This window comes from uncultured Tateyamaria sp., assembly GCF_947503415.1.
Taxonomy (GTDB): Bacteria; Pseudomonadota; Alphaproteobacteria; order Rhodobacterales; family Rhodobacteraceae; genus Tateyamaria.
The window spans coordinates 139589-158624 of record NZ_CANNDS010000001.1 but is presented as its reverse complement, the minus strand read 5'-3'; the positions used below and the strand labels follow the sequence as shown (position 1 = coordinate 158624).

At 58.8% G+C, this 19036-nt stretch carries 21 protein-coding genes and 1 pseudogene; 18 read left to right on the top strand and 4 right to left on the bottom strand.

Annotated features, from left to right (window positions below; all coding sequences use genetic code 11):
- Positions 1–3: 3 nt before the first annotated feature.
- Both Q1A32_RS00870 and Q1A32_RS00865 read right to left on the bottom strand, forming a co-directional pair.
- Complete coding sequence (locus Q1A32_RS00870) at positions 4–1143, bottom strand: polysaccharide biosynthesis/export family protein (RefSeq protein ID WP_299648222.1); 1140 nt, start codon at positions 1141–1143, stop codon at positions 4–6.
- Between the two features lie 149 nt (positions 1144–1292).
- Entirely contained in the window at positions 1293–2585 is a 1293-nt protein-coding gene (locus Q1A32_RS00865; protein ID WP_299648219.1) for a capsule biosynthesis protein, read from the bottom strand.
- A 155-nt stretch (positions 2586–2740) separates the two neighbouring features.
- Here Q1A32_RS00865 and Q1A32_RS00860 point away from each other — a divergent pair, with 155 nt between their 5' ends.
- The 5 genes from Q1A32_RS00860 to Q1A32_RS00840 all read left to right on the top strand — a co-directional run bounded on the left by Q1A32_RS00860 (position 2741) and on the right by Q1A32_RS00840 (position 6927).
- Entirely contained in the window at positions 2741–3328 is a 588-nt protein-coding gene (locus Q1A32_RS00860; protein ID WP_299648216.1) for a riboflavin synthase, read from the top strand.
- 205 nt (positions 3329–3533) lie between these two features.
- A complete protein-coding gene (gene ribB, locus Q1A32_RS00855) occupies positions 3534–4652 on the top strand; it encodes a 3,4-dihydroxy-2-butanone-4-phosphate synthase (protein WP_299648213.1) in 1119 nt (372 codons plus the stop codon).
- Between the two features lie 2 nt (positions 4653–4654).
- Positions 4655–5197: a 6,7-dimethyl-8-ribityllumazine synthase gene (locus tag Q1A32_RS00850; RefSeq protein WP_299648210.1), complete on the top strand. Its 543-nt coding sequence runs from the start codon at positions 4655–4657 to the stop codon at positions 5195–5197.
- Positions 5194–5664: a transcription antitermination factor NusB gene (gene nusB, locus Q1A32_RS00845; protein ID WP_299648207.1), complete on the top strand. Its 471-nt coding sequence runs from the start codon at positions 5194–5196 to the stop codon at positions 5662–5664. The genes Q1A32_RS00850 and nusB overlap by 4 nt, the downstream gene beginning before the upstream one ends.
- 168 nt (positions 5665–5832) lie before the next feature.
- Positions 5833–6927, top strand: coding sequence for a Hint domain-containing protein (locus Q1A32_RS00840; protein WP_299648204.1), 1095 nt, complete (start codon positions 5833–5835; stop codon positions 6925–6927).
- A gap of 36 nt (positions 6928–6963) precedes the next feature.
- Here Q1A32_RS00840 and Q1A32_RS00835 read toward each other — a convergent pair whose 3' ends face one another.
- Positions 6964–7344, bottom strand: coding sequence for an HIT family protein (locus Q1A32_RS00835; protein ID WP_299648201.1), 381 nt, complete (start codon positions 7342–7344; stop codon positions 6964–6966).
- A gap of 322 nt (positions 7345–7666) precedes the next feature.
- Between Q1A32_RS00835 and Q1A32_RS00830 the strand changes: the two genes are divergently transcribed.
- Positions 7667–7909, top strand: a complete 243-nt coding sequence (locus Q1A32_RS00830; protein WP_299610500.1) for a hypothetical protein — start codon at positions 7667–7669, stop codon at positions 7907–7909.
- A 17-nt stretch (positions 7910–7926) separates the two neighbouring features.
- Positions 7927–8892 (top strand): NADPH:quinone oxidoreductase family protein, encoded by a 966-nt coding sequence (locus tag Q1A32_RS00825; RefSeq protein ID WP_299648198.1) that lies wholly within the window; start codon positions 7927–7929, stop codon positions 8890–8892.
- 123 nt (positions 8893–9015) lie between these two features.
- Here the strand turns inward: Q1A32_RS00825 and Q1A32_RS00820 are convergent, their stop codons facing one another.
- A complete protein-coding gene (locus Q1A32_RS00820) occupies positions 9016–9999 on the bottom strand; it encodes a DMT family transporter (RefSeq protein WP_299648195.1) in 984 nt (327 codons plus the stop codon).
- Between the two features lie 102 nt (positions 10000–10101).
- Between Q1A32_RS00820 and Q1A32_RS00815 the strand changes: the two genes are divergently transcribed.
- From Q1A32_RS00815 to Q1A32_RS00765, 11 genes and pseudogenes are all read left to right on the top strand, one after another.
- Positions 10102–10623, top strand: a complete 522-nt coding sequence (locus tag Q1A32_RS00815) for a CoxG family protein (RefSeq protein WP_299648191.1) — start codon at positions 10102–10104, stop codon at positions 10621–10623.
- Between the two features lie 87 nt (positions 10624–10710).
- Positions 10711–11646, top strand: a complete 936-nt coding sequence (locus tag Q1A32_RS00810; RefSeq protein ID WP_299648188.1) for an ABC transporter ATP-binding protein — start codon at positions 10711–10713, stop codon at positions 11644–11646.
- On the top strand, positions 11643–12404 hold the full coding sequence (locus Q1A32_RS00805) for an ABC transporter permease (protein WP_299648185.1): 762 nt from the start codon (positions 11643–11645) through the stop codon (positions 12402–12404). Before Q1A32_RS00810 ends, Q1A32_RS00805 begins: the two co-directional genes overlap by 4 nt.
- Before the next feature lie 69 nt (positions 12405–12473).
- The gene (locus Q1A32_RS00800) at positions 12474–13271 is read left to right on the top strand and encodes a S49 family peptidase (protein WP_299648182.1); all 798 of its coding nucleotides are present in this window, start codon (positions 12474–12476) and stop codon (positions 13269–13271) included.
- A gap of 3 nt (positions 13272–13274) precedes the next feature.
- A complete protein-coding gene (locus Q1A32_RS00795) occupies positions 13275–13439 on the top strand; it encodes a hypothetical protein (RefSeq protein ID WP_299648179.1) in 165 nt (54 codons plus the stop codon).
- A gap of 11 nt (positions 13440–13450) precedes the next feature.
- On the top strand, positions 13451–14401 hold the full coding sequence (locus Q1A32_RS00790) for a calcium/sodium antiporter (RefSeq protein ID WP_299652717.1): 951 nt from the start codon (positions 13451–13453) through the stop codon (positions 14399–14401).
- A 16-nt stretch (positions 14402–14417) separates the two neighbouring features.
- Positions 14418–15203, top strand: a pseudogene (locus tag Q1A32_RS00785) (SDR family oxidoreductase); the annotation flags it as partial.
- A 288-nt stretch (positions 15204–15491) separates the two neighbouring features.
- Positions 15492–17378 (top strand): excinuclease ABC subunit UvrC, encoded by a 1887-nt coding sequence (gene uvrC / locus Q1A32_RS00780; protein WP_299652714.1) that lies wholly within the window; start codon positions 15492–15494, stop codon positions 17376–17378.
- A gap of 43 nt (positions 17379–17421) precedes the next feature.
- Entirely contained in the window at positions 17422–18081 is a 660-nt protein-coding gene (gene pgsA, locus Q1A32_RS00775) for a CDP-diacylglycerol--glycerol-3-phosphate 3-phosphatidyltransferase (protein ID WP_299610520.1), read from the top strand.
- A gap of 5 nt (positions 18082–18086) precedes the next feature.
- Positions 18087–18332, top strand: a complete 246-nt coding sequence (gene moaD / locus Q1A32_RS00770; protein ID WP_299648176.1) for a molybdopterin converting factor subunit 1 — start codon at positions 18087–18089, stop codon at positions 18330–18332.
- A 4-nt stretch (positions 18333–18336) separates the two neighbouring features.
- Positions 18337–18777 (top strand): molybdenum cofactor biosynthesis protein MoaE, encoded by a 441-nt coding sequence (locus Q1A32_RS00765; protein ID WP_299648173.1) that lies wholly within the window; start codon positions 18337–18339, stop codon positions 18775–18777.
- Positions 18778–19036: the final 259 nt, after the last annotated feature.

Genomic DNA, 19036 nt, shown 5'->3' with positions numbered 1-19036 from the left:
GTATCAGTTGTTGCCTTCGATCCCCGTCGCAAGCGAGTTGAACCCAACCAGCGGCGTCGTGAGCGATGTGATGATCTTGGCGAACTGGGTGTATGGCGCTTCGGTCACATAGAGCGTGTCCCCGTCACGAATGACAAAGTCGCGGGCCTGAAACATGCCGTTGGGCTGCGTCAGGTCCAGCACATATACCAGCCGCTGCGCGCCAATCAGATCGCCCCGGCCCAGTACCACGTTGGCCACTTCTGCCGGTTCGTTGCGGAACACGAAAATGCCGGTGGGATCGGACGAATTGGTTTGCAAGCCGCCCACTTGCGCCAATGCCTCGAGCGCGCTCAGTGTCTGGCTTTCAAAGGGCACGCGGGCCTGTCCCCCGGTGGCACCCAAAGCCGTAAACGCGCGGGTGTCTTCCTCGACCAGAACGCGGTCACCGCCGCGCAGGGCTATGTCGAGCTCGGGATGATCATACAGGTCCTGGAACCAGACCTGGCTGCGCATTCCGGAGCGGATGACGGTCACACGGGCAATTTCGGGTACGATGGTCACACCACCGGCGCGGGCCAGCATTGTGGACAAGGTGCGGGTGGGGCGTTCAATGGCATAAACGCCTTGCGCGCCCACCGATCCGATCAACGAGACGGTCGATCCATCACCTGCCACGCGGCGCACTTGGACCTGCGGGTCTGGGGTCTGGTCTTCGAGCTTGGTGGTGATGATGCGACGGATGGCGTCGGGTGTGTTGCCCGCGGCCCGGATGCGACCCGCATAAGGGACAAAGATAAAGCCCGCACCGTCAACCTGCACCTCTTCGAGGATGGTTGAGTTTTGCGCTTCGCCTGCAAGCAGGCCATCATCGACATTTTCCCACACGGTCAGGCCGAGCACGTCGCCAGGCTGGATCGTATCGGAACCGATCAGGCCCGCGTTGCGGAACTCGTCCGAAAAGCCAAGGGCAGGTGTCACGGCAGTGGCTTCGGTCACACGGTCACTCACCGACACGATGAACGCGTCACCTTCGCGTTGGACAGAGCCCGAGAAAATCTGGCGTTTGTTGGGACCAATCTGCGGCAGTCCGCACGATGCAAGAATCCCCAAAAGGGCCAATGACGCACCTACGCGCGCCCAGCGGAATGACTGGAAAATCACTGCTCGGTCTCCTCGACCTGTTCTTGTCTGCCTCGGGACGCAAGTTGATCCACGCCCATTTTCTTGTGATCGCGTCGGTTTTCCCGCGCTGATTGAGGGTCAAACTACCGGAGTCCGGCGATAAAATCTAGCCATAGGGGTAGTGGTGATCAGGTGACCAACCGCAACTGTTGCCTTGGAGCCGCGGTGCCCGAGGCCAAAGCATCATAGGGATCGTCCGGCGACAGCATCATGTCGACCACCTGCCGCATCAGTTGCCGGCGTCCGCGGGCAGAGTAGAAGCCGCCGGGGATCTGGCTCGTTTCCAGCAGATATCGGCGGTAGTCCTTGTAGGCACGATTGTCCGGCCGGGTGGCCCCGGCAAAGAAGGCGGGCAAGGGCTGGTCGCTGACAAATTCCGGCTTGGCAAACACGGCTTTGCCGAAGACCTTGAGGGGGATCCCCCGCCACAATACCTGCTGGGCGGCCGTGGAATTTACGGTCACCGCACTGCGCGCGTCGTTCAGAAGCTGGGCCAGTTTGCCGCCGCGCACATAGTGCACGCGGCCCTGCAGTCCCAGTTCCTGGGCCAGCGTTCGGATGGTTTTGCGAATGGGTGCGCGCCCATCTTCCAACGGATGAGCCTTGATGACGAGGTGATGATGTTTGGGAGCGCCCTCGGCAAACCCCCGGATCACCAGATCCAAAAACTCTGGCATCGTGCCGAAGGGCGAATGCTTTTGAAAACTGCTGTCATGCTCAAGCTGCAGCAGCGCAAGATGATAGGGAAACCCGCCATAGCGAATGCGGAGTGTGGCCTGCATTCTATCCAATGTCAGGAATGGCATCAGCAGCAGGCGCTTGAGATACAGTTGGAACTCACGTGCGACGGTTAGGCTGCGGTGAGGCTGGAAATTCCGATACTGTCGGTTCTGGAACATCACAAACCAATGATAGAGCGCGCCATAAAACACGTGCTGGCGCATGTCGCCCCAATGCGCCGGAGGCAGTGGGGCTTCCATGTCTGACCGGGCCAAGGCTTCCTGCATTGCGGACACAGGCATGTCCATCAACCGCGAGTGCCCGTTGGTGCCGCCGCGTTCGTAGGTCACCCAGTAGGGGCGCATGTAGCCTTCCTCGAACACATGCACGGTGATGCCGCGGCGCTTGGCCTCGGTCACGGCCTGTGCGTGGATCGGGCGGACGTCGCCGTAAAGTACGATGTCGGTGACGCCCTTGTCGGTTGCCAGTTGGGCAAACGTGTCGGGCCAATCGGCGGCCTTGCCGCGAAAGGGAATGTAGCTGCGGGGATGAAACCAGAAGGCGCGATCACCGGCATTGAAGCCCACGCGCCACACCTCGGCGCCCGCGCGGCGCAACATCGCGCCAAGCCGGTTGAAAAACGGCCCATGCGGTCCCTGCAAGAACAGGAATACCCGAGATGGCGGGGCATGCAGTGTCATCTGATCCCTGATACGCGGCAATGTCTTACCTTAAGATGAACACCCGACTGGGGCGGTTATATGGCGTATCTGCAAAAAAATCGCAATGAGCGTTGATCTTGCTCTTGGCGTGTTGCGCCGCTACCTCGGGGGCACGCACCACGGAAGGGACAGGCATGTTTACAGGCATCATCACCGATATCGGGACGATCATGGACCTAAAGCAGGAAGGCGACCTGCGGGTGCGCATCCAGACGGGCTACGACACCGCTGGGATCGACATGGGTGCGTCTATCGCATCGGACGGTGTGTGCCTGACGGTCGTGGACCTTGGCCCCGACTGGTATGATGTTCAGGTCAGTGCCGAAACGGTGTCCAAAACCAATCTGGCAGCATGGGCCGTGGGCAAGCGCCTGAACCTCGAACGGGCTTTGCGTGTGGGTGACGAGCTTGGCGGACATATCGTGTCGGGCCATGTGGACGGCGTGGCCGAGATCGTGTCTGTGGTGGATGAGGGCGGCAGCACCCGGGTGCAGTTGCGGGCCCCCGATGAACTCGCGCGGTTCATTGCGCCAAAGGGGTCCGTGGCGTTGAACGGTACGTCTTTGACGGTGAACGAGGTGCAGGGGGCGGTGTTCGGCATCAATTTCATCCCGCACACCAAAGACGTGACCACCTGGGGCGACGTGGCTGTGGGGGATGGTGTGAACCTTGAGATCGACACGCTTGCCCGCTACGTCGCACGGCTGGCCGAGGCCGGTTGATCCTGCGGACAAGCTGCGCTTGACGCCATTTGGGTGTGTGGTGCCGGTGTGCTCGCATCATGCGTATTTAGTTGCTGCGTGCGGATAGGCCCTTCGGGAATATTTTTTCTGGAACAGGGGAGCGAACAGTGTTTGTGCGTGGCGTTGCACTGGCATTGGCGCTTCTGATCCTCTATGTCGCGGGCAATGCTGCCAAAGGTGATCCATGAGCTTTGAAACCCCCGGTCCGGTGGAGACGGATTTGGCTGCCGCCATTTCGCCCATCGAAGAGATCATTGACGAGGCCCGGTTGGGCAAGATGTTCATTCTGGTTGATCATGAGGATCGCGAGAATGAAGGTGATCTGGTGATCCCGGCCAATTTCGCGGATGCGGCGGCTGTGAATTTCATGGCGACCCATGGGCGTGGCTTGATTTGTGTGACCTTGCCCGCCGAACGAATTGATGCGTTGGGCCTGCCCATGATGGCGATGCACAATTCGTCGCGCCACGAGACAGCCTTCACTGTGTCTGTGGAAGCGCGCGAGGGGGTGACCACGGGTATTTCCGCAGGGGATCGCGCGTTGACGATTTCCAAGCTTGTGAACCCGCAAGCCACTGCGGCCGAATTGGCAACGCCCGGACATGTATTTCCGCTGCGTGCACGCAAGGGTGGCGTGCTGGTCCGCGCGGGGCATACCGAAGCGGGCTGTGATGTGTCGCGTCTGGCGGGGCATTATCCGAGTTCTGTGATTTGTGAGATCATGAACGAAGACGGCACCATGGCCCGCCTGCCGGACCTTGTTAGCTATGCCAAGATCCATGGGCTGAAGATCGGCACCATTTCGGACCTCATTGCCTATCGCCGCCGCCACGACAATCTGGTGGTCGAGACGGACCGCCGTATGGTCACCTCGCAACATGGTGGCGAGTGGGATATGCGCATATTCACCGACCAGACCTATGGCATTGAACACGTGACCCTGTCCAAGGGCGACCTGAGCACGGATGAACCTGTGTTGGTCCGCACGCATGCCTTGACCGAAGTGACGGATATCCTCGGTCTCTCGGACAAGCCGGTGGGCGAGTTGCCCCGCGCGATGGAACAGATTGCCGCCGAAGGTCGAGGTGTCGTCTGCCTGTTCCGGGAGCCACGCAAATCCTTGTTCACCGATGAGGACGCGGGTCCGCGGATCGTCAAGAACACCGGCCTGGGCGCACAGATGCTGTCCAATATGGGCCTCACACGCCTGATCCTGCTGACTGACAGCCCGCGCACCACCTATATGGGCATCGACGCCTACGGGCTCGAAATCGTCGGCACCCGCCCCATCCTCGGAGACTGACCATGGCATCCATTGACCACCACGTGCTGGACCGTCCCAGCTTTGAAGATCCCACCAAGCTGTTGATCGTCGTGTCGCCCTATTACAAGCAGATCGCAGACAATATGGTCGCTGGTGCCAAGGCCGAGATCGAGGCTGCAGGCGCCACCTGGGATCTTGTAGAAATGCCCGGCGCGCTGGAAATCCCCACGGCCATCGGCATTGCCGAACGCCTGTCGAACTTTGACGGCTATGTGGCCCTTGGCTGTGTGATCCGGGGCGAGACGACGCATTACGAAACGGTCTGCAATGACAGCTCCCGCGCCATCCAGCTTCTGGGCCTGCAGGGGCTTTGCATCGGCAACGGCATCCTGACGGTCGAAAACACCGAACAGGCCGAAGTGCGCGCCGATCCCGCCAGGCAGAATAAAGGGGGCGGGGCGGCGGCTGCGGCCTTGCACCTGATCGCGCTCAGCCGTAAGTGGGGCCGCTCCAGCAAGGGGGTCGGGTTCAAACCGGCCACCGAATACCAGCTGGCATCCAAGACAGGATCCACGACCGCATGACGACCCTTTCGGGCAACCAGAAACGCAAGATGCGCTCTGCCGCGCGGCTGTATGCCGTGCAGGCCCTGTTCCAGATGGAACAGACGGCGCAGACCGTCGACCAGATCAAGGTCGAATTCATGGACCACCGCTTTGGCGCGTCCTATGAGGGTGACGAGATGGCTGAGGGCGATCCTGACCACTTCGCGCGGGTCATGGACGATGCGGTGAACTATCAGGCCCCCATTGACCAGATGACGGACCGGGCGCTGGTCGCCAAATGGCCCATCGCGCGGATCGACCCGACCTTGCGGGCACTCTTCCGGGCTGCCGGGGCTGAGTTTCGCGACACAGGCACGCCGCCCAAGGTGGTGATTGTCGAATATGTCGAGGTGGCGCGCGCGTTCTTCCCAGACGGCAAAGAACCGAAATTCGTCAATGCAGTGCTTGACCACATGGCGCGTGAGGCGCGACCAGAAGCGTTCTGAAAATCGCGCTCAAAAAATGAGCATGGATTGCCGAGGCAAGCCCATCACCACGATGTGAAACACGGTGTTTCCAATCGGGCGTTAATTCCCCGTATGCTGGTATCCCAAGAGATTGTATAAACGGGCGCGGGGTTCGCAAAACGCGGGCCGATGTTGGAGTGTTGGGTCATGCCAAATGGTGGTTCAATAACGGGTTTCCTGTTCGAAGACTTCAATTTCGTCAACGACAACGGGCAACTGAACCCGGGTCAAAACGGCCCATTTTCTCTTCCAGGCAACGCGCAGGCGACATTGGCCGCTGCGGCCACCACGATCGATATCAATGTCGAAGACGACGACATGGAATTCGACGATGGCTTTCAGGACGATCCCGGGGGGACGCCGCTGAACCAGATACTGCGCGATGACATCGACACCACAAATGCAGATGGTGATGCCGTGCAAGTGGGTGCCGGTGCCGTGCTTGAGGTCGAATTCACGCTCACTGCGACGCCTGTCGGCGGTGGCCCGCCCATCGACTTGCTGTTTGTCGCGGCAGGACCGGGTGAAAACCAGGGCGACCTGACGCTTGTGGTCTCCACCGCGCCGCTGGTCCCGGGCACGACCTACGATATCGAGTTCAAGAACGACGGCGGCGGCACTCCTTACGGAGAGATCGTGTGCTTTGTCCGCGGCACACTGATCCGCACACCAAACGGGGATGTACCGGTGGAACGACTTGGGATCGGGGACCGCGTTCTTACACTTGATGGGGGAGCACAGCGGATCACATGGGCCGCGCAGCGCATGATCCTGTTCCCACAGGGCGACGACCTGCCGGTCTGGATCGCCTCCGACACCTTTGGCTCTGGTCAACCGCATACACGGACGGGTGTGTCTCCGCGCCACTGCCTGTTCCGACGCGATCCGGCCTTTCACATGATGTTCGACACGACGGAGGTTCTGATGGCGGCCCGCGATTGCGTTGATGGGGCCAACATCGTTCAGGACAACGGGCAAAAAGCGGTCGAATACTTCCACTTCATGTTCGACGCCCACGCATTGGTCTGGGCCAACGGTATGCTGGCTGAGAGCTTTTATCCCGGCCCCGTGGCCCGCCAAAGCCTTGATCCCATGGCGCGCGGGCGTCTTGTGGCACTCTACCCAAAACTTGCAAATGACGCGGCCCCGGCGCCGTTCCCAAGGGCGCGCCGCCGGGTTCGGGGGTATGAACTGCGGGCGGTTACGGACGTGACGACGGCCACTCAAGCATCTGCACCATAGGCATAAGGCGGCTTTCGTTCGTGACTGTGCCAATGCTCACGGGATAAGACCGTTCACCTTGCCAATGAGCCCGTTAATACCGAGGCCAGCCGCAGGATCATCTTCAAACCGGCAAATGACATGGAGATGAACATGTTGGACATGTTGTCCCGCCGGATCACCGACATTCCAGCCGACCGAATAACCGGATGCATTGAAAGGCCTCAGCATCTCCTTTGCGAAAGCGAGGGGGCCACCAATCTCAGACCATTCTCGATCGTTGATATCAAAGGGTTTTTCAGCATGGCGTTTCAGTACGACCATGGCGCCATGGCTGCGCTCAACCTCGCGCATACCCAACACGTAATACGAGTTATTCTCAAAGAGCGGCCTGTCTTCAAGAAGTTCGTTGGAGAGGCAAAAACGGCAAGTATTCATCATACTTATCATGTAGGCGCTACAGCGGTTGGGGACACCTGTAATTCCGTCGCTGCGAGTGGCTGAGCAAGCATCTCTGACTTGCAGCACTTATGTAGGTTCGGAAGCAAGGCTGACATTGCTCAAATCACGATGACGCATGCGGTCCCAGGTGTGGTTGCGCATTGGCTTCCGTTAGTGCCAGTCCCGCGCAAGCCGCACTTACTCACCATCTGTGTTGAATTGCAGTAAGGCATACATCCGATTGGCATTACCAAGCCAATGAGTACTTCAGCCTTGCCGCACGCTGGCACCAAAAAATCAACGCACTATATTTGATTACATGCAGGACGACCCAAACCCGCTCATCCGCCTGTTCCTCAGCGGCACCGCTGTGGGGTTTGCGCTCTCGGCCGTCTTCGTCGCTGCCATCTGGCTGCTCGACGTTGCAGAGATTCACACACATGCCCAAAACAGTGACGATGCGTTTCTGATCCTGTTCATCCTGTGGTTCTTTAATGGCCTCCTGTTCGGAGCCGTGCAGATCAGCTATGTCGTCTGGCAAATCGGCCGAACAGGCCGCTAGGCCAAAGGATCAACCCCATGCGCGCCATGCAAGTCACCGCCCTTGGGCAACCTCTCGAACTGCGCGATATCGACCGGCCTGCGCCGGGTCCGAACGAAGTGTTGGTGCGCATCCACACCTGCGGTCTCAATTTCGGCGACACGCTGATCGTCAAAGGCACCTACCAGGAAAAACCGCCTCTGCCCGCGACCATCGGGATGGAGATGTGCGGCACGATTGAAGCATTGGGCGAGGGCGTCACACACCTGAAAAAAGGCCAACGCATCGCTGCATATTCCGGCTTCGGCGGGCTTGGGGAATACGCGGCCCTGTCCGCCGACATCTGTGTGCCGATCCCCGACGAAATGAACGCGGTGGACGCCGCTGCGTTCCTTGTCGCCTACGGCACCAGCCACGTGGCGCTCGATTACAAGGCACACCTCAAACCCGGCGAACGGCTTTTGGTCCTTGGCGCATCTGGCGGGGTCGGTCTGACGGCGGTCGAGTTGGGCAAGCTGATGGGGGCCGAAGTCATCGCCTGCGCCCGCGGTGCCGACAAGTTGAAAATCGCGTCCCATGCCGGGGCCGACCACCTGCTCGACAGCGACACCTGCGATCTCAAGGCGGATGTCAAAGCCTTGGGCGGGGCGGATGTAGTCTATGACCCCGTCGGTGGCGATCTTTTCGACGCAGCCCTGCGCGCTTGCAACCCCGAGGCACGTCTGCTGCCACTGGGCTTCGCCTCAGGAAAAATCCCGCAGATCCCCGCCAATTACCTGCTGGTCAAGAACCTCGCCGTGCTTGGCTTCTATTGGGGCGGCTACACCCGCGTGAATCCTAAGGTGCTGACGGACAGCTTCGAAGTGCTGTTTGATTGGTATGCCGAGGGCAAGCTGAAGCCCCATGTCAGCCACGTGCTGCCCTTGGCGGAGGCGAATGACGGGCTGGACCTGCTGCGCACACGCAAGGCAACAGGCAAGGTCGTGATCCAGGTGGACGGCTAATTCCGACGCAAGAATTGCCGCGCCCGCTCAATCGGTGGCGCAAGCCGAGTTCGGACCATCGTTAACGCGCAATCCGGGCAATTGCCGCCGCAAATTGCGCACTTTCACAGGCCAAACGCTGTTTTAACCCCTACGCCCCCGCGCAGGACCCGTGGTCACCATTCGCACCTTCTGACGCTCGCGCAGAAACACAAACAGACCGGATCCAAGGATCAGTGCGATTCCGACCCAGACCGCCAGATCGGGCAAGTCGCCAAAGATGACAAACCCCCAGAACACGGCCAGCGGCAGCCCGATATATTCAAAGGGTGCAATGGTCGCCGCATCCGCCAGTCGGTACGCTTGGCTCAGGCAATATCCAATAATGGCTGAGTTTACGCCCAGTCCAAAAAAGACCCACATGTCCGGGCCTTCCGGCCAAACCCACGCCCGCAGAAGAAATATCATCGGCCCGCTCGTCGCCCCTTCGGCAAAGCGCCCGTCACCTGCCACGACAAAGAATGCCAGCGACACGATGATGAACATGCCTTGGATGTAGACGGCCATGGCACTGGCCTTGCTCTCAACGCCCAGCTTTCGCGTAAGTATCTGGTTCAATGCATAAGTCAGCGCCGCGATCACCGGCAAGGCCAGCACGTAACGGCTGACCTCAAGGCTGTCTGCATCCGCCCATGGCCGCTGCATGATGATCACACCGACAAATCCGACGGCCACGGCTGACATACGGAGGGGACCCACCTTCTCACCCAGAATTGGTATGGATAACAATGTGATGAACAGCGGTGCGGCAAAGAACAATGCCGTCACATCCGCAAGCGGCATCACCGCCAGACCTACGAAGAACGTCATGTTGGCAATCACGATCAGCACACCCCGGAGCGTATGCTGCCACGGTGTCTTTGTGCGCAAAATGCCAAACCCACCCTCGTATTGCACGATCAGGAGGCTGACGACCATGCCGATGGATGAGCGGGTAAAGACGATCTGATGCAGCGGGTAACCACCCGATAGCTGTTTGATAAGAAAGTCATTTACCGAAATACACACAACACCGATCAGAACAAAGAGGATGCCAAGCCCGGCCCGGTTTTGTCGCAAAGTCTCCATGGCTCAAGCCCTATCACGCCCGTCGCATCTGTCACGTGGAAAGCGCATGGCGCGAACGTGCCGGTTGAGGTATCAGAGGCAAAAGACCAAGGGAGGCTCACCATGCAAATGTCCGACACTCGCCAGATCGCGGCCCCACCGGCCGATGTCTATGCCGCCCTCCTCAACCCCGATGTGCTCAAGGCCTGCGTGCCCGGGGCGACCGAGGTCACCGGCACACCCGAAGAGGGGTTCGAAGCGGCGGTGACCCAGAAGGTTGGCCCGGTCAAGGCGACGTTCAAGGGTATCGTTACACTGTCGGAAATGGTTGAAAATCAAAGCCTTGTTATCACCGGAGAAGGCAAGGGCGGCGCTGCTGGCTTCGCCAAGGGTGGTGCCGAAGTGCGGATGGCCGCCGTCGATGGCGGTACCGAGCTCAGCTACGATGTCGAGGCGAAGGTGGGTGGTAAACTGGCCCAGTTGGGAAGTCGCATCATCGACGGGTTCGCCAAGAAAATGGCTGACCAGTTCTTTTCCAACCTGCAGGAAACGCTTGAAGGACCTGCTGACCGTGAAGAGACAGAGGCGGATGGCGAAGCTGGCCCCAAGAAGGGCTGGTTGGGTCGTCTCACTGGTAAAGAGTAGGTCCGCACATACGTTTGTGCGCCCACGCGCTGGCCCAACGAAACTGCGCGGCGTACCTGTGACCCACGTGAACCAGCCGGAGCATACATGGCCGCCATTCTGAGTATTCGCAATCTGCGCAAAGCCTATGCAGGTGGATTTGAAGCGTTGAAGGACGTCAACCTCGACATCGACGAGGGTGAGATCATTGCGTTGCTTGGTCCCAATGGCGCTGGCAAAACAACCCTGATATCAACAGTTTGCGGCATCACGATGCCGACGTCGGGGTCTGTTACAGTCGCGGGGCATGACATCCTGACCGACTACCGCCAAGCCCGCCGCCTCATCGGTCTGGTCCCACAGGAAATCGCGTTGGAGCCGTTCGAAAAGGTCATCAACACTGTGCGTTTCTCGCGCGGCCTGTTCGGAAAGGGGCGCAAGGACAGCGCGGTGGAGGACTTGCTGAAACGCCTGTCACTTTGGGACAAGAAGGACAGTCAAATCCGAGAGTTGTCCGGCGGTATGAAACGACGTGTGCTGATCGCCAAGGCGCTGGCCCACGAACCGCGTGTACTGTTTCTGGACGAACCGACCGCCGGTGTGGACGTCGAACTTCGCAAGGATATGTGGGAAATCGTCGAACAATTGCGGGCGGATGGCGTGACGACCATCCTCACCACCCACTACATCGAAGAGGCCGAAGCCATCGCTGACCGTGTGGGTGTGATCAGCAAGGGCGAAATCCTGTTGGTCGAGGACAAGGACACCCTGATGGCCCGCATGGGCAAAAAGCAACTGGATGTGCAGCTGACGACGCAACTGGATGCAGTGCCCGACGTATTGGCAGGCTACGACCTCGCCCTTGGCGACGAGGGACGCACACTGATCTACAGTTACGACGTCAACGCGGAACGTACCGGGATCACCAAGTTGCTGACTGACCTGCAAAAGGCGGGATTACAGCTCAAGGATGTCGTCACACGGCAATCGAGCCTTGAGGACATCTTTGTGTCGCTGGTTCACGAACCGGAGGCGGCCCAATGAACTGGACTGCTATCCGTGCAATATATGTTTTTGAAATGGCGCGCTTTTTCCGGACCATGGCGCAGTCCCTGATCTCGCCCGTTTTGTCCACATCGCTGTACTTCGTAGTGTTCGGCGCGGCCATCGGCAGCCGTATCCAAGAGGTCGAAGGGGTCAGCTATGGTGCTTTTATCGTACCGGGTCTGATTATGCTGACAGTGATGACCCAAAGCATCTCGAACGCGTCGTTTGGCATCTATTTTCCCAAGTTCATTGGCACAATCTACGAGCTGTTGTCAGCACCCGTGAACTTTCTGGAGATCGTGATGGGCTACGTGGGCGCGGCTGCGACCAAGGCCATGTTCATCGGCGTGATCATCCTGACGACCTCATTCTTCTTTGTTGATATTCAGATCCAGAACCCATTGGCAATGATCGCTTTTCTGGTGCTGACCTGCATCAGCTTCGCCCTTCTGGGCTTTATCATCGGTATTTGGGCGGGCAATTTCGAACAGTTGCAATTGGTGCCTTTGCTGATCGTGACGCCACTGGTCTTTCTTGGTGGCTCGTTCTACTCAATCTCAATGCTGCCGCCGGTGTGGCAGACGATCTCAATGTTCAATCCGGTGGTCTACCTCATCTCGGGCTTCCGCTGGGCATTTTTTGGCATTTCCGATGTCTCGATTGGCACGTCCTTGATGGCCATCGCGCTCTTTACCGCTTTGTGCCTCGGGGCTGTTTGGTGGATCTTCAAAACCGGATGGCGCATTCGGCAATAACGTAACGGCGCACAACTCCTTTGCGCGCTGGCCTTGTTCTGTGCGGGGCTGCAATCTACATGGGCTGAGATGAAACGCTGGATCCCCTTCATGAAATCCGACCCGACGGTCGCCATTGTGCGTCTGCAAGGGGTCATTGCCGGAGGATCGCGTGGCACGCTGAATGACCAGGCTTTAGCCGGTGCAATCGACAAGGCGTTTACCCGCGGCAAGCCCGTAGCCGTCGCGCTCGAGGTCAACTCCCCCGGGGGAAGTCCGGTACAATCGTCTTTGATTGGCGCCCGAATTCGTCGTCTGGCGGCAGAACACGAGGTGCCCGTCATCGCCTTTGTCGAAGACGTGGCTGCATCAGGTGGCTATTGGTTGGCGGCTGCGGCAGACGAAATCTATGCTGATCCATCATCTGTTCTGGGGTCGATCGGCGTAATATCCGCCAGCTTTGGCGCGCATGAGTTCCTTACCAAACACGGGGTTGAGCGCCGCGTTTATACCGCGGGCAAGTCCAAGAGCATGATGGATCCGTTCCGGCCCGAAAAGCCCGAAGACGTGGAACGCCTCAAGCGCCTGTTGAACGACATTCACACCAATTTCATCGACCACGTGCAGGCACGGCGTGCGGGTAAACTGGATACGGAAACAGAGCTGTTTACCGGAGAGATATGGCTGGCCGAAAAGGCCAAGGCACTTGGTCTCATCGATGGGATCGGTCATCTTAAGCCGATGATGCAAGACCGTTTTGGTGACAAGGTGAAGTTCCGGCGCTATGGCGTTCGGCGCCCCTTTCTGTCTCGCTTTGGCGCTCAGTTGATGGACGACGCCGTGTCGTCGATTGAAGAGCGCGCGGCCTACGCCCGGTTTGGACTGTAACCCATGTTGTCCAAAATCGTCCTGCTGTTTCTCGCCTTCATCGCGGTGCTGGCCATGTTTGGCAAGCTGCACTGGATAGGCGGTAAACGCCTGGCGTCGGCGAAGTGCAAGTGCGGACGATACCGGATTGGCAAAGGTAAATGCGCGTGCGGGCGGGGTGGTACCTGATGGACGTCGCAATGCCATGGTTGCTGAGTGGGCTTGGCTTGATCATCCTGCTTCTGGCCGGCGACTCATTGGTCAAGGGCGCGGTTAACCTGTCGTTGCGGTTGGGTATTCCAGCGCTCATTGTCAGCCTCACCATTGTTGCCTTTGGAACATCCGCTCCCGAACTGTTGATTGCGATCCAGGCTGTCTTGGACGACGCGCCGGGCATTGCGATCGGCAATGTCGTTGGATCAAATACGGCCAACATATTGCTGGTGCTGGGTATACCCGCGCTTCTTGCTGTCATGAACACCTCCGAATGCGAGACCAAGAAAACATTTAATTTCATGATCGCGGCCTCGGTTCTATTCATCGCGCTGGCCTTTCGGGGCGTGTTTGACTGGATTGCGGCAGTCGTCCTTCTGGCCGCTCTTGCGTTTGTTCTTTTTGATGCAGCGCGGGAGGCAAAGGGGCATCGCGCAGCCTGTGCGGCCGGCACAGCAGAAGAGGAAGAGATCGAAGGTGTCGATCCCGATCTGCCGGGGTGGCGCATCGCAGTGTTTCTTGTGCTTGGCCTTGTCGGGCTGCCGCTTGGTGCGAACCTGCTTGTCGAAAACGCCACCGTCATTGCAAAGATGTATGACGTCAGCGACACGGTCATTGGCTTGACCCTTGTTGCTGTCGGAACATCGCTGCCCGAGCTTGCAACAACCGTCATGGCTGCGTTGCGCCGTCAGGCCGACGTGGCGCTTGGCAATGTCATCGGTTCAAACATGTTCAACCTGCTGGCCATCATCGGTATCGCCAGCCTCGTTGGTCCCATCCCCGTGGATGCGGAATTCCTGAAGTTTGATCTTTGGGTCATGCTGGGCGCGTCGATCCTGCTGGTGCCCTTCGTCTACATGCGTCGTGACATTACGCGGGTATGGGGTGTGATCTTGACCGGCCTGTATCTGCTCTATCTGGCCATCGTACTAAGCTGAATTAGAAAAGAGGGAGGGTGCGATGACACGCGCGCTTGTAACAGGGGCAGGGCACCGATTGGGCCAGGCGATGGCTGTGTACTTGGCTGGACGTGGCTATGACGTGGCAGTTCACTACGCCAGTTCGGACAAAGGTGCACGTGATACGGTCGCGCAGGTCGAGGCCAAAGGACAACAGGGTGTCGCATTGCAAGCCGACCTCACGAACGAGGATGATACCCAAGCCTTGTTCGGGCAAGCCGTAGAGGCCCTGGGCGGTCCGATCACCTGTCTGGTGAACAACGCCAGCATCTTTGAATATGATACGGTTGAATCGGCCACGCGTGATAGCTGGGATCGGCACATGGACAGCAATCTACGGGCGCCATTTGTGCTGACGCAAGGGATGGCCGCGCAAGGACTTGAACCAACGCAGGACGATATGGGCGAACCAGTGGCATCCGGCCTGATCCTGAACATGGTTGACCAACGCGTACGCAAGCTGACGCCCGAGTTCATGACCTACACGTTGGCCAAGATGGGGCTGTGGGCTTTGACGCAAACCAGCGCGCGCGGTCTGGCTCCCGTGATCAGGGTCAATGCGATTGGTCCGGGGCCCACTTTGCAGGGTGGCCGACAAAGCGCAGAACACTTCGCCAAGCAGCGCGAAGCAACTGTTCTGGAGCGCGGATCGAACCCGGCGGACATTGTCGCAGCACTTGGCTATTTCCTCGATTCGCCAGGCGTCACGGGGCAACTTCTATGCGTTGACGGTGGGCAGCATCTTGCGTGGGAAACACCCGACGTGGTCGGCGTTGAATAGGTGACGTAAGGTGAGTTTTGCACCGCGTTAATGGAAGTTACAGATCTGTTAACAAAAGCCATGTGTTTTCAGTAACTTGTTGCGCTCTTAATAAAATAACATGTAAAAACAAAGAGTTGCGTATGTGCCTAAAAATTAGGCATTTTAGCGAAGGCCCGAAAAAACAAAGGAAAATTCCCAACGGCCAGAAGTTACCCGCACACTTATCCACAGGAACCGTGGAAGCAAGTATGCTTGATCACATGGTCAAATCAGTGCAGCCAAAACATGAAAGACAGCACGAATCGCATGGTGAATCCGGACCCTCCTCCACAGCCTGAGATTGAGCATCTCGCGCCCGTCGGGCACGAGGTAGTTCAAGGGTATCTCAAGACACTCGACAACTCGCCGGGCGTGTATCGGATGCTCGATCGCGAAAGCCGGGTGCTGTATGTGGGAAAGGCACGGAACTTACGGGCGCGGGTGTCGAACTACGCGCGGCCATCGGGGCATTCGGGGCGCATTGCGCGCATGATCTCGATGACGGCATCGATGATGTTCCTGACCACCCGGACCGAGACGGAGGCATTGCTGCTTGAACAGAACTTGATCAAGCAGCTCAAACCAAAATTCAATGTGCTGCTGCGCGACGATAAAAGCTTTCCGAACATACTCGTGACCGGTGACCACGCCTTTGCTCAGATCAAGAAGCACCGCGGCGCCAAAAAGCAGAAAGGGTCCTATTACGGCCCCTTTGCAAGTGCGGGCGCCGTGAACCGGACGCTGAACCAACTGCAAAAGGTTTTCCTGTTGCGGAACTGCGCGGATTCGATGTTCGACAGCCGGACACGGCCCTGCCTTTTGTACCAAATCAAACGGTGCTCCGGTCCGTGTGTCGGACTGATCTCGGAAACGGATTATGCGCAGTCGGTCAAAGACGCGGAACGCTTTCTGACCGGCAAGAGCACTGACATCCAGGCAAAGCTTGCTGGACAGATGCAGCAAGCATCCGAAGACATGGAGTTCGAGCGTGCAGCGGCGCTGCGGGACCGTATTCGGGCGATGACGCAGGTGCAGACGGCGCAGGGTATCAACCCGCGCGGTGTAACCGAGGCTGATATCGTGGCTCTGCATATGGAACAGGGGCAGGCCTGTGTGCAGGTGTTTTTCATCCGTGCAAACCAGAACTGGGGCAACCGCGATTTTTATCCGCGTGTTGGGGCGGACGTGGACGCCGCCGAAGTGCTGGAGGCCTTTCTGGGGCAGTTCTACGATACCAAGGAACCACCCCGCCAGTTGATCCTGTCGAATGAAATCGAAAACCCCGACCTCATGGCCGAAGCGTTGAGCCAGAAACTTGGGCGCAAGGTTGAACTGCTGGTGCCACAGCGCGGCGAAAAGGCCGAGTTGGTGGATTCAGCGCTGCGCAATGCGCGGGAGAGCTTGGCACGCAAGATGGCCGAAAGTGCGACGCAAGCGAAATTGCTGCGGGGTCTGGCAGAGGCCTTCGAGTTGCCCGAACCGCCTGCCCGGATCGAGGTATACGACAACTCGCACATTCAGGGCACCAATGCTGTTGGCGGCATGATCGTCGCGGGTCCTGACGGGTTCATGAAAAACAGCTACCGCAAGTTCAATATCAAAGGCGATGACCTGACCCCCGGCGATGACTTCGGCATGATGAAGGAAGTGTTGCACCGCCGGTTCAAGCGCTTGCTGAGCGAAGACCCGGACCGGACCAAGGGCATGTGGCCGGACTTGTTGCTGATCGACGGTGGTGCGGGGCAGGTGAGTGCCGTGGCCGAGATCATGCGTGAACACGGGGTTGAGGATATTCCGATGGTCGGTGTCGCCAAGGGCGTGGATCGTGATGCGGGCAAGGAAGAGTTTCACCGCATCGGCCAGCACCCCTTTGCTTTGCGCCACAATGATCCGGTTCTCTATTTCGTGCAGCGTATGCGCGACGAGGCGCACCGCTTTGCCATCGGCACGCACCGCGCCAAGCGCGCCAAGTCGAACATGAAAAACCCGCTTGATGATGTTCCCGGCGTCGGAGCGGCGCGCAAACGCGCCCTGCTGGCCCATTTCGGATCGGCCAAGGCGGTGGCCCGCGCGAACCTTGCCGACCTCAAGGCGGTGGACGGTGTGTCAGAGGGGTTGGCGCAAAAGGTCTATGACTTTTTCCATGATCAGTGACCCGCGCCTTTCGCTTGTCCCGTCAGCACGCTAGAGATTGAGCATGATCTGGAACGTACCCAACATCCTGACGACCCTGCGGCTGATTGCGGCCCCTTTGGTCGCGGTAATGTTTCTGTATTTTACGCGGCCTTATGCCGATATTCTGGCCGTGATCCTGTTCGTGGGGGCGGCCATTACCGATTGGTTTGACGGCTATCTGGCGCGTGCCTGGGGGCAGCAAACCAAGCTGGGCACCATGCTTGATCCCATCGCGGACAAGGCGATGGTGGTGATCGCACTGATGGTCATTATCGGCTTTTCCAGTTGGTCCCCGTGGTTGGTTCTGCCGGCCACTATGATCTTGTTTCGAGAGGTTTTTGTCTCGGGCCTGCGGGAGTTTCTTGGGGACACGGCGGGGACATTGAAGGTGACGCAACTTGCCAAGTGGAAGACGACTTTGCAGATGATCGCCATTGCCGTGCTGTTTTCCCAAGGCGTGTTTGAGCACTACTTTGGAATGTCGATCTGGGGCATGGATGAGCAGATGGTCAGTGCCATTCTGAACGGGGACGAGCCGGACCTGCAGGGGCTTGGCTGGAAACTGGCGGGGGCGGATTGGTCAGGCCGCATTGGCCTGTGGTTGTTGTGGATCGCGGCCGCGCTTACCTTCATTACGGGCTGGGATTACTTCCGTAAGGCCATGCCGTACTTGAAAGGGTGATGACGATGGATGTGCTCTATTTCGCATGGGTCCGCGAACGGATCGGGATCCCGCAGGAAGCGGTCGACACGCAAGCCGGGACTGTGATGGATCTGGTCGAGGAACTGCGCGGACGCGAGGAGCGCTACGCCGCTGCTTTTGCCGATATCAGCGCTTTGCGCGTCGCGGTGGACCAGCAATTGACGGATTTTGATGCACCTCTGTCCGGTGTGCGGGAAGTGGCATTTTTTCCACCTATGACAGGCGGTTAGGGCGATGCGGATCGTCGTTCAGGATGCGCCGTTCGACCTTGGAACCGAAGCCGCAGGCTTTGCCGAAGGGCGTGCCGTGTCGGGCGCTGTCGTGACCTTTACCGGCATCGTGCGTGATGTCGATGGCGGGCTGCAAGCCATGGAAATCGAGCATTACCCCGGCATGACCGAAGCTGCCCTGACGGAGATTGCCGAGCAAGCGATCAGCCGGTGGTCGCTGGAGGATGCGCTGGTCATTCACCGTCATGGACGGCTTGAAGTGGGCGACATGATCATGATGGTTGCCACCGCCGCGCGGCATCGCAAGGATGCGTTCGAGGCGGCGGAGTACCTGATGGATTATCTGAAGTCGCGTGCACCGTTCTGGAAGCGGGAAGTGACTGCGGATGGGGCCGACTGGGTCGCTGCCCGGGACGAGGACGAGGACGCGCTTGGCCGTTGGTGACGCGGTGCACCGGTCAGGATTCAGAGTGGGTGATTCCCCCCTTGTTCATATAGCTGAACGGCCCATTTGCAGGGTGTCATCCCCCGTGCACCCTGCGTACACCCCCTGTGCACCCCCAACGCACGCTTTGGCACCGATTAACGCAACGTGCGGAGAAGCAGCGAGCGACGCAACAGAACGGCAGATCTGAGAGCGAAGCGGGTCCTCACGGACAGGGCAGTCAGGGCGGATCAAGATCCGCCTTACGGGAGAGTAGAGT

What these genes read in the sequence shown, in the direction of transcription:
- ribB (WP_299648213.1), top strand. Translation starts at nt 3,534, where the DNA reads ATGAGCTTTGAAACCCCCGGTCCGGTGGAGACGGATTTGGCTGCCGCC.
- Q1A32_RS00815 (WP_299648191.1), top strand. Translation starts at nt 10,102, where the DNA reads ATGCAAATGTCCGACACTCGCCAGATCGCGGCCCCACCGGCCGATGTC.
- uvrC (WP_299652714.1), top strand. Translation starts at nt 15,492, where the DNA reads ATGGTGAATCCGGACCCTCCTCCACAGCCTGAGATTGAGCATCTCGCG.
- Q1A32_RS00860 (WP_299648216.1), top strand. Translation starts at nt 2,741, where the DNA reads ATGTTTACAGGCATCATCACCGATATCGGGACGATCATGGACCTAAAG.
- Q1A32_RS00830 (WP_299610500.1), top strand. Translation starts at nt 7,667, where the DNA reads ATGCAGGACGACCCAAACCCGCTCATCCGCCTGTTCCTCAGCGGCACC.
- Q1A32_RS00765 (WP_299648173.1), top strand. Translation starts at nt 18,337, where the DNA reads ATGCGGATCGTCGTTCAGGATGCGCCGTTCGACCTTGGAACCGAAGCC.
- Q1A32_RS00840 (WP_299648204.1), top strand. Translation starts at nt 5,833, where the DNA reads ATGCCAAATGGTGGTTCAATAACGGGTTTCCTGTTCGAAGACTTCAAT.
- moaD (WP_299648176.1), top strand. Translation starts at nt 18,087, where the DNA reads ATGGATGTGCTCTATTTCGCATGGGTCCGCGAACGGATCGGGATCCCG.
- nusB (WP_299648207.1), top strand. Translation starts at nt 5,194, where the DNA reads ATGACGACCCTTTCGGGCAACCAGAAACGCAAGATGCGCTCTGCCGCG.
- Q1A32_RS00865 (WP_299648219.1), bottom strand. Translation starts at nt 2,585, where the DNA reads ATGACACTGCATGCCCCGCCATCTCGGGTATTCCTGTTCTTGCAGGGA.
- pgsA (WP_299610520.1), top strand. Translation starts at nt 17,422, where the DNA reads ATGATCTGGAACGTACCCAACATCCTGACGACCCTGCGGCTGATTGCG.
- Q1A32_RS00835 (WP_299648201.1), bottom strand. Translation starts at nt 7,344, where the DNA reads ATGAATACTTGCCGTTTTTGCCTCTCCAACGAACTTCTTGAAGACAGG.
- Q1A32_RS00795 (WP_299648179.1), top strand. Translation starts at nt 13,275, where the DNA reads ATGTTGTCCAAAATCGTCCTGCTGTTTCTCGCCTTCATCGCGGTGCTG.
- Q1A32_RS00810 (WP_299648188.1), top strand. Translation starts at nt 10,711, where the DNA reads ATGGCCGCCATTCTGAGTATTCGCAATCTGCGCAAAGCCTATGCAGGT.
- Q1A32_RS00850 (WP_299648210.1), top strand. Translation starts at nt 4,655, where the DNA reads ATGGCATCCATTGACCACCACGTGCTGGACCGTCCCAGCTTTGAAGAT.
- Q1A32_RS00825 (WP_299648198.1), top strand. Translation starts at nt 7,927, where the DNA reads ATGCGCGCCATGCAAGTCACCGCCCTTGGGCAACCTCTCGAACTGCGC.
- Q1A32_RS00820 (WP_299648195.1), bottom strand. Translation starts at nt 9,999, where the DNA reads ATGGAGACTTTGCGACAAAACCGGGCCGGGCTTGGCATCCTCTTTGTT.
- Q1A32_RS00790 (WP_299652717.1), top strand. Translation starts at nt 13,451, where the DNA reads ATGCCATGGTTGCTGAGTGGGCTTGGCTTGATCATCCTGCTTCTGGCC.
- Q1A32_RS00805 (WP_299648185.1), top strand. Translation starts at nt 11,643, where the DNA reads ATGAACTGGACTGCTATCCGTGCAATATATGTTTTTGAAATGGCGCGC.
- Q1A32_RS00800 (WP_299648182.1), top strand. Translation starts at nt 12,474, where the DNA reads ATGAAACGCTGGATCCCCTTCATGAAATCCGACCCGACGGTCGCCATT.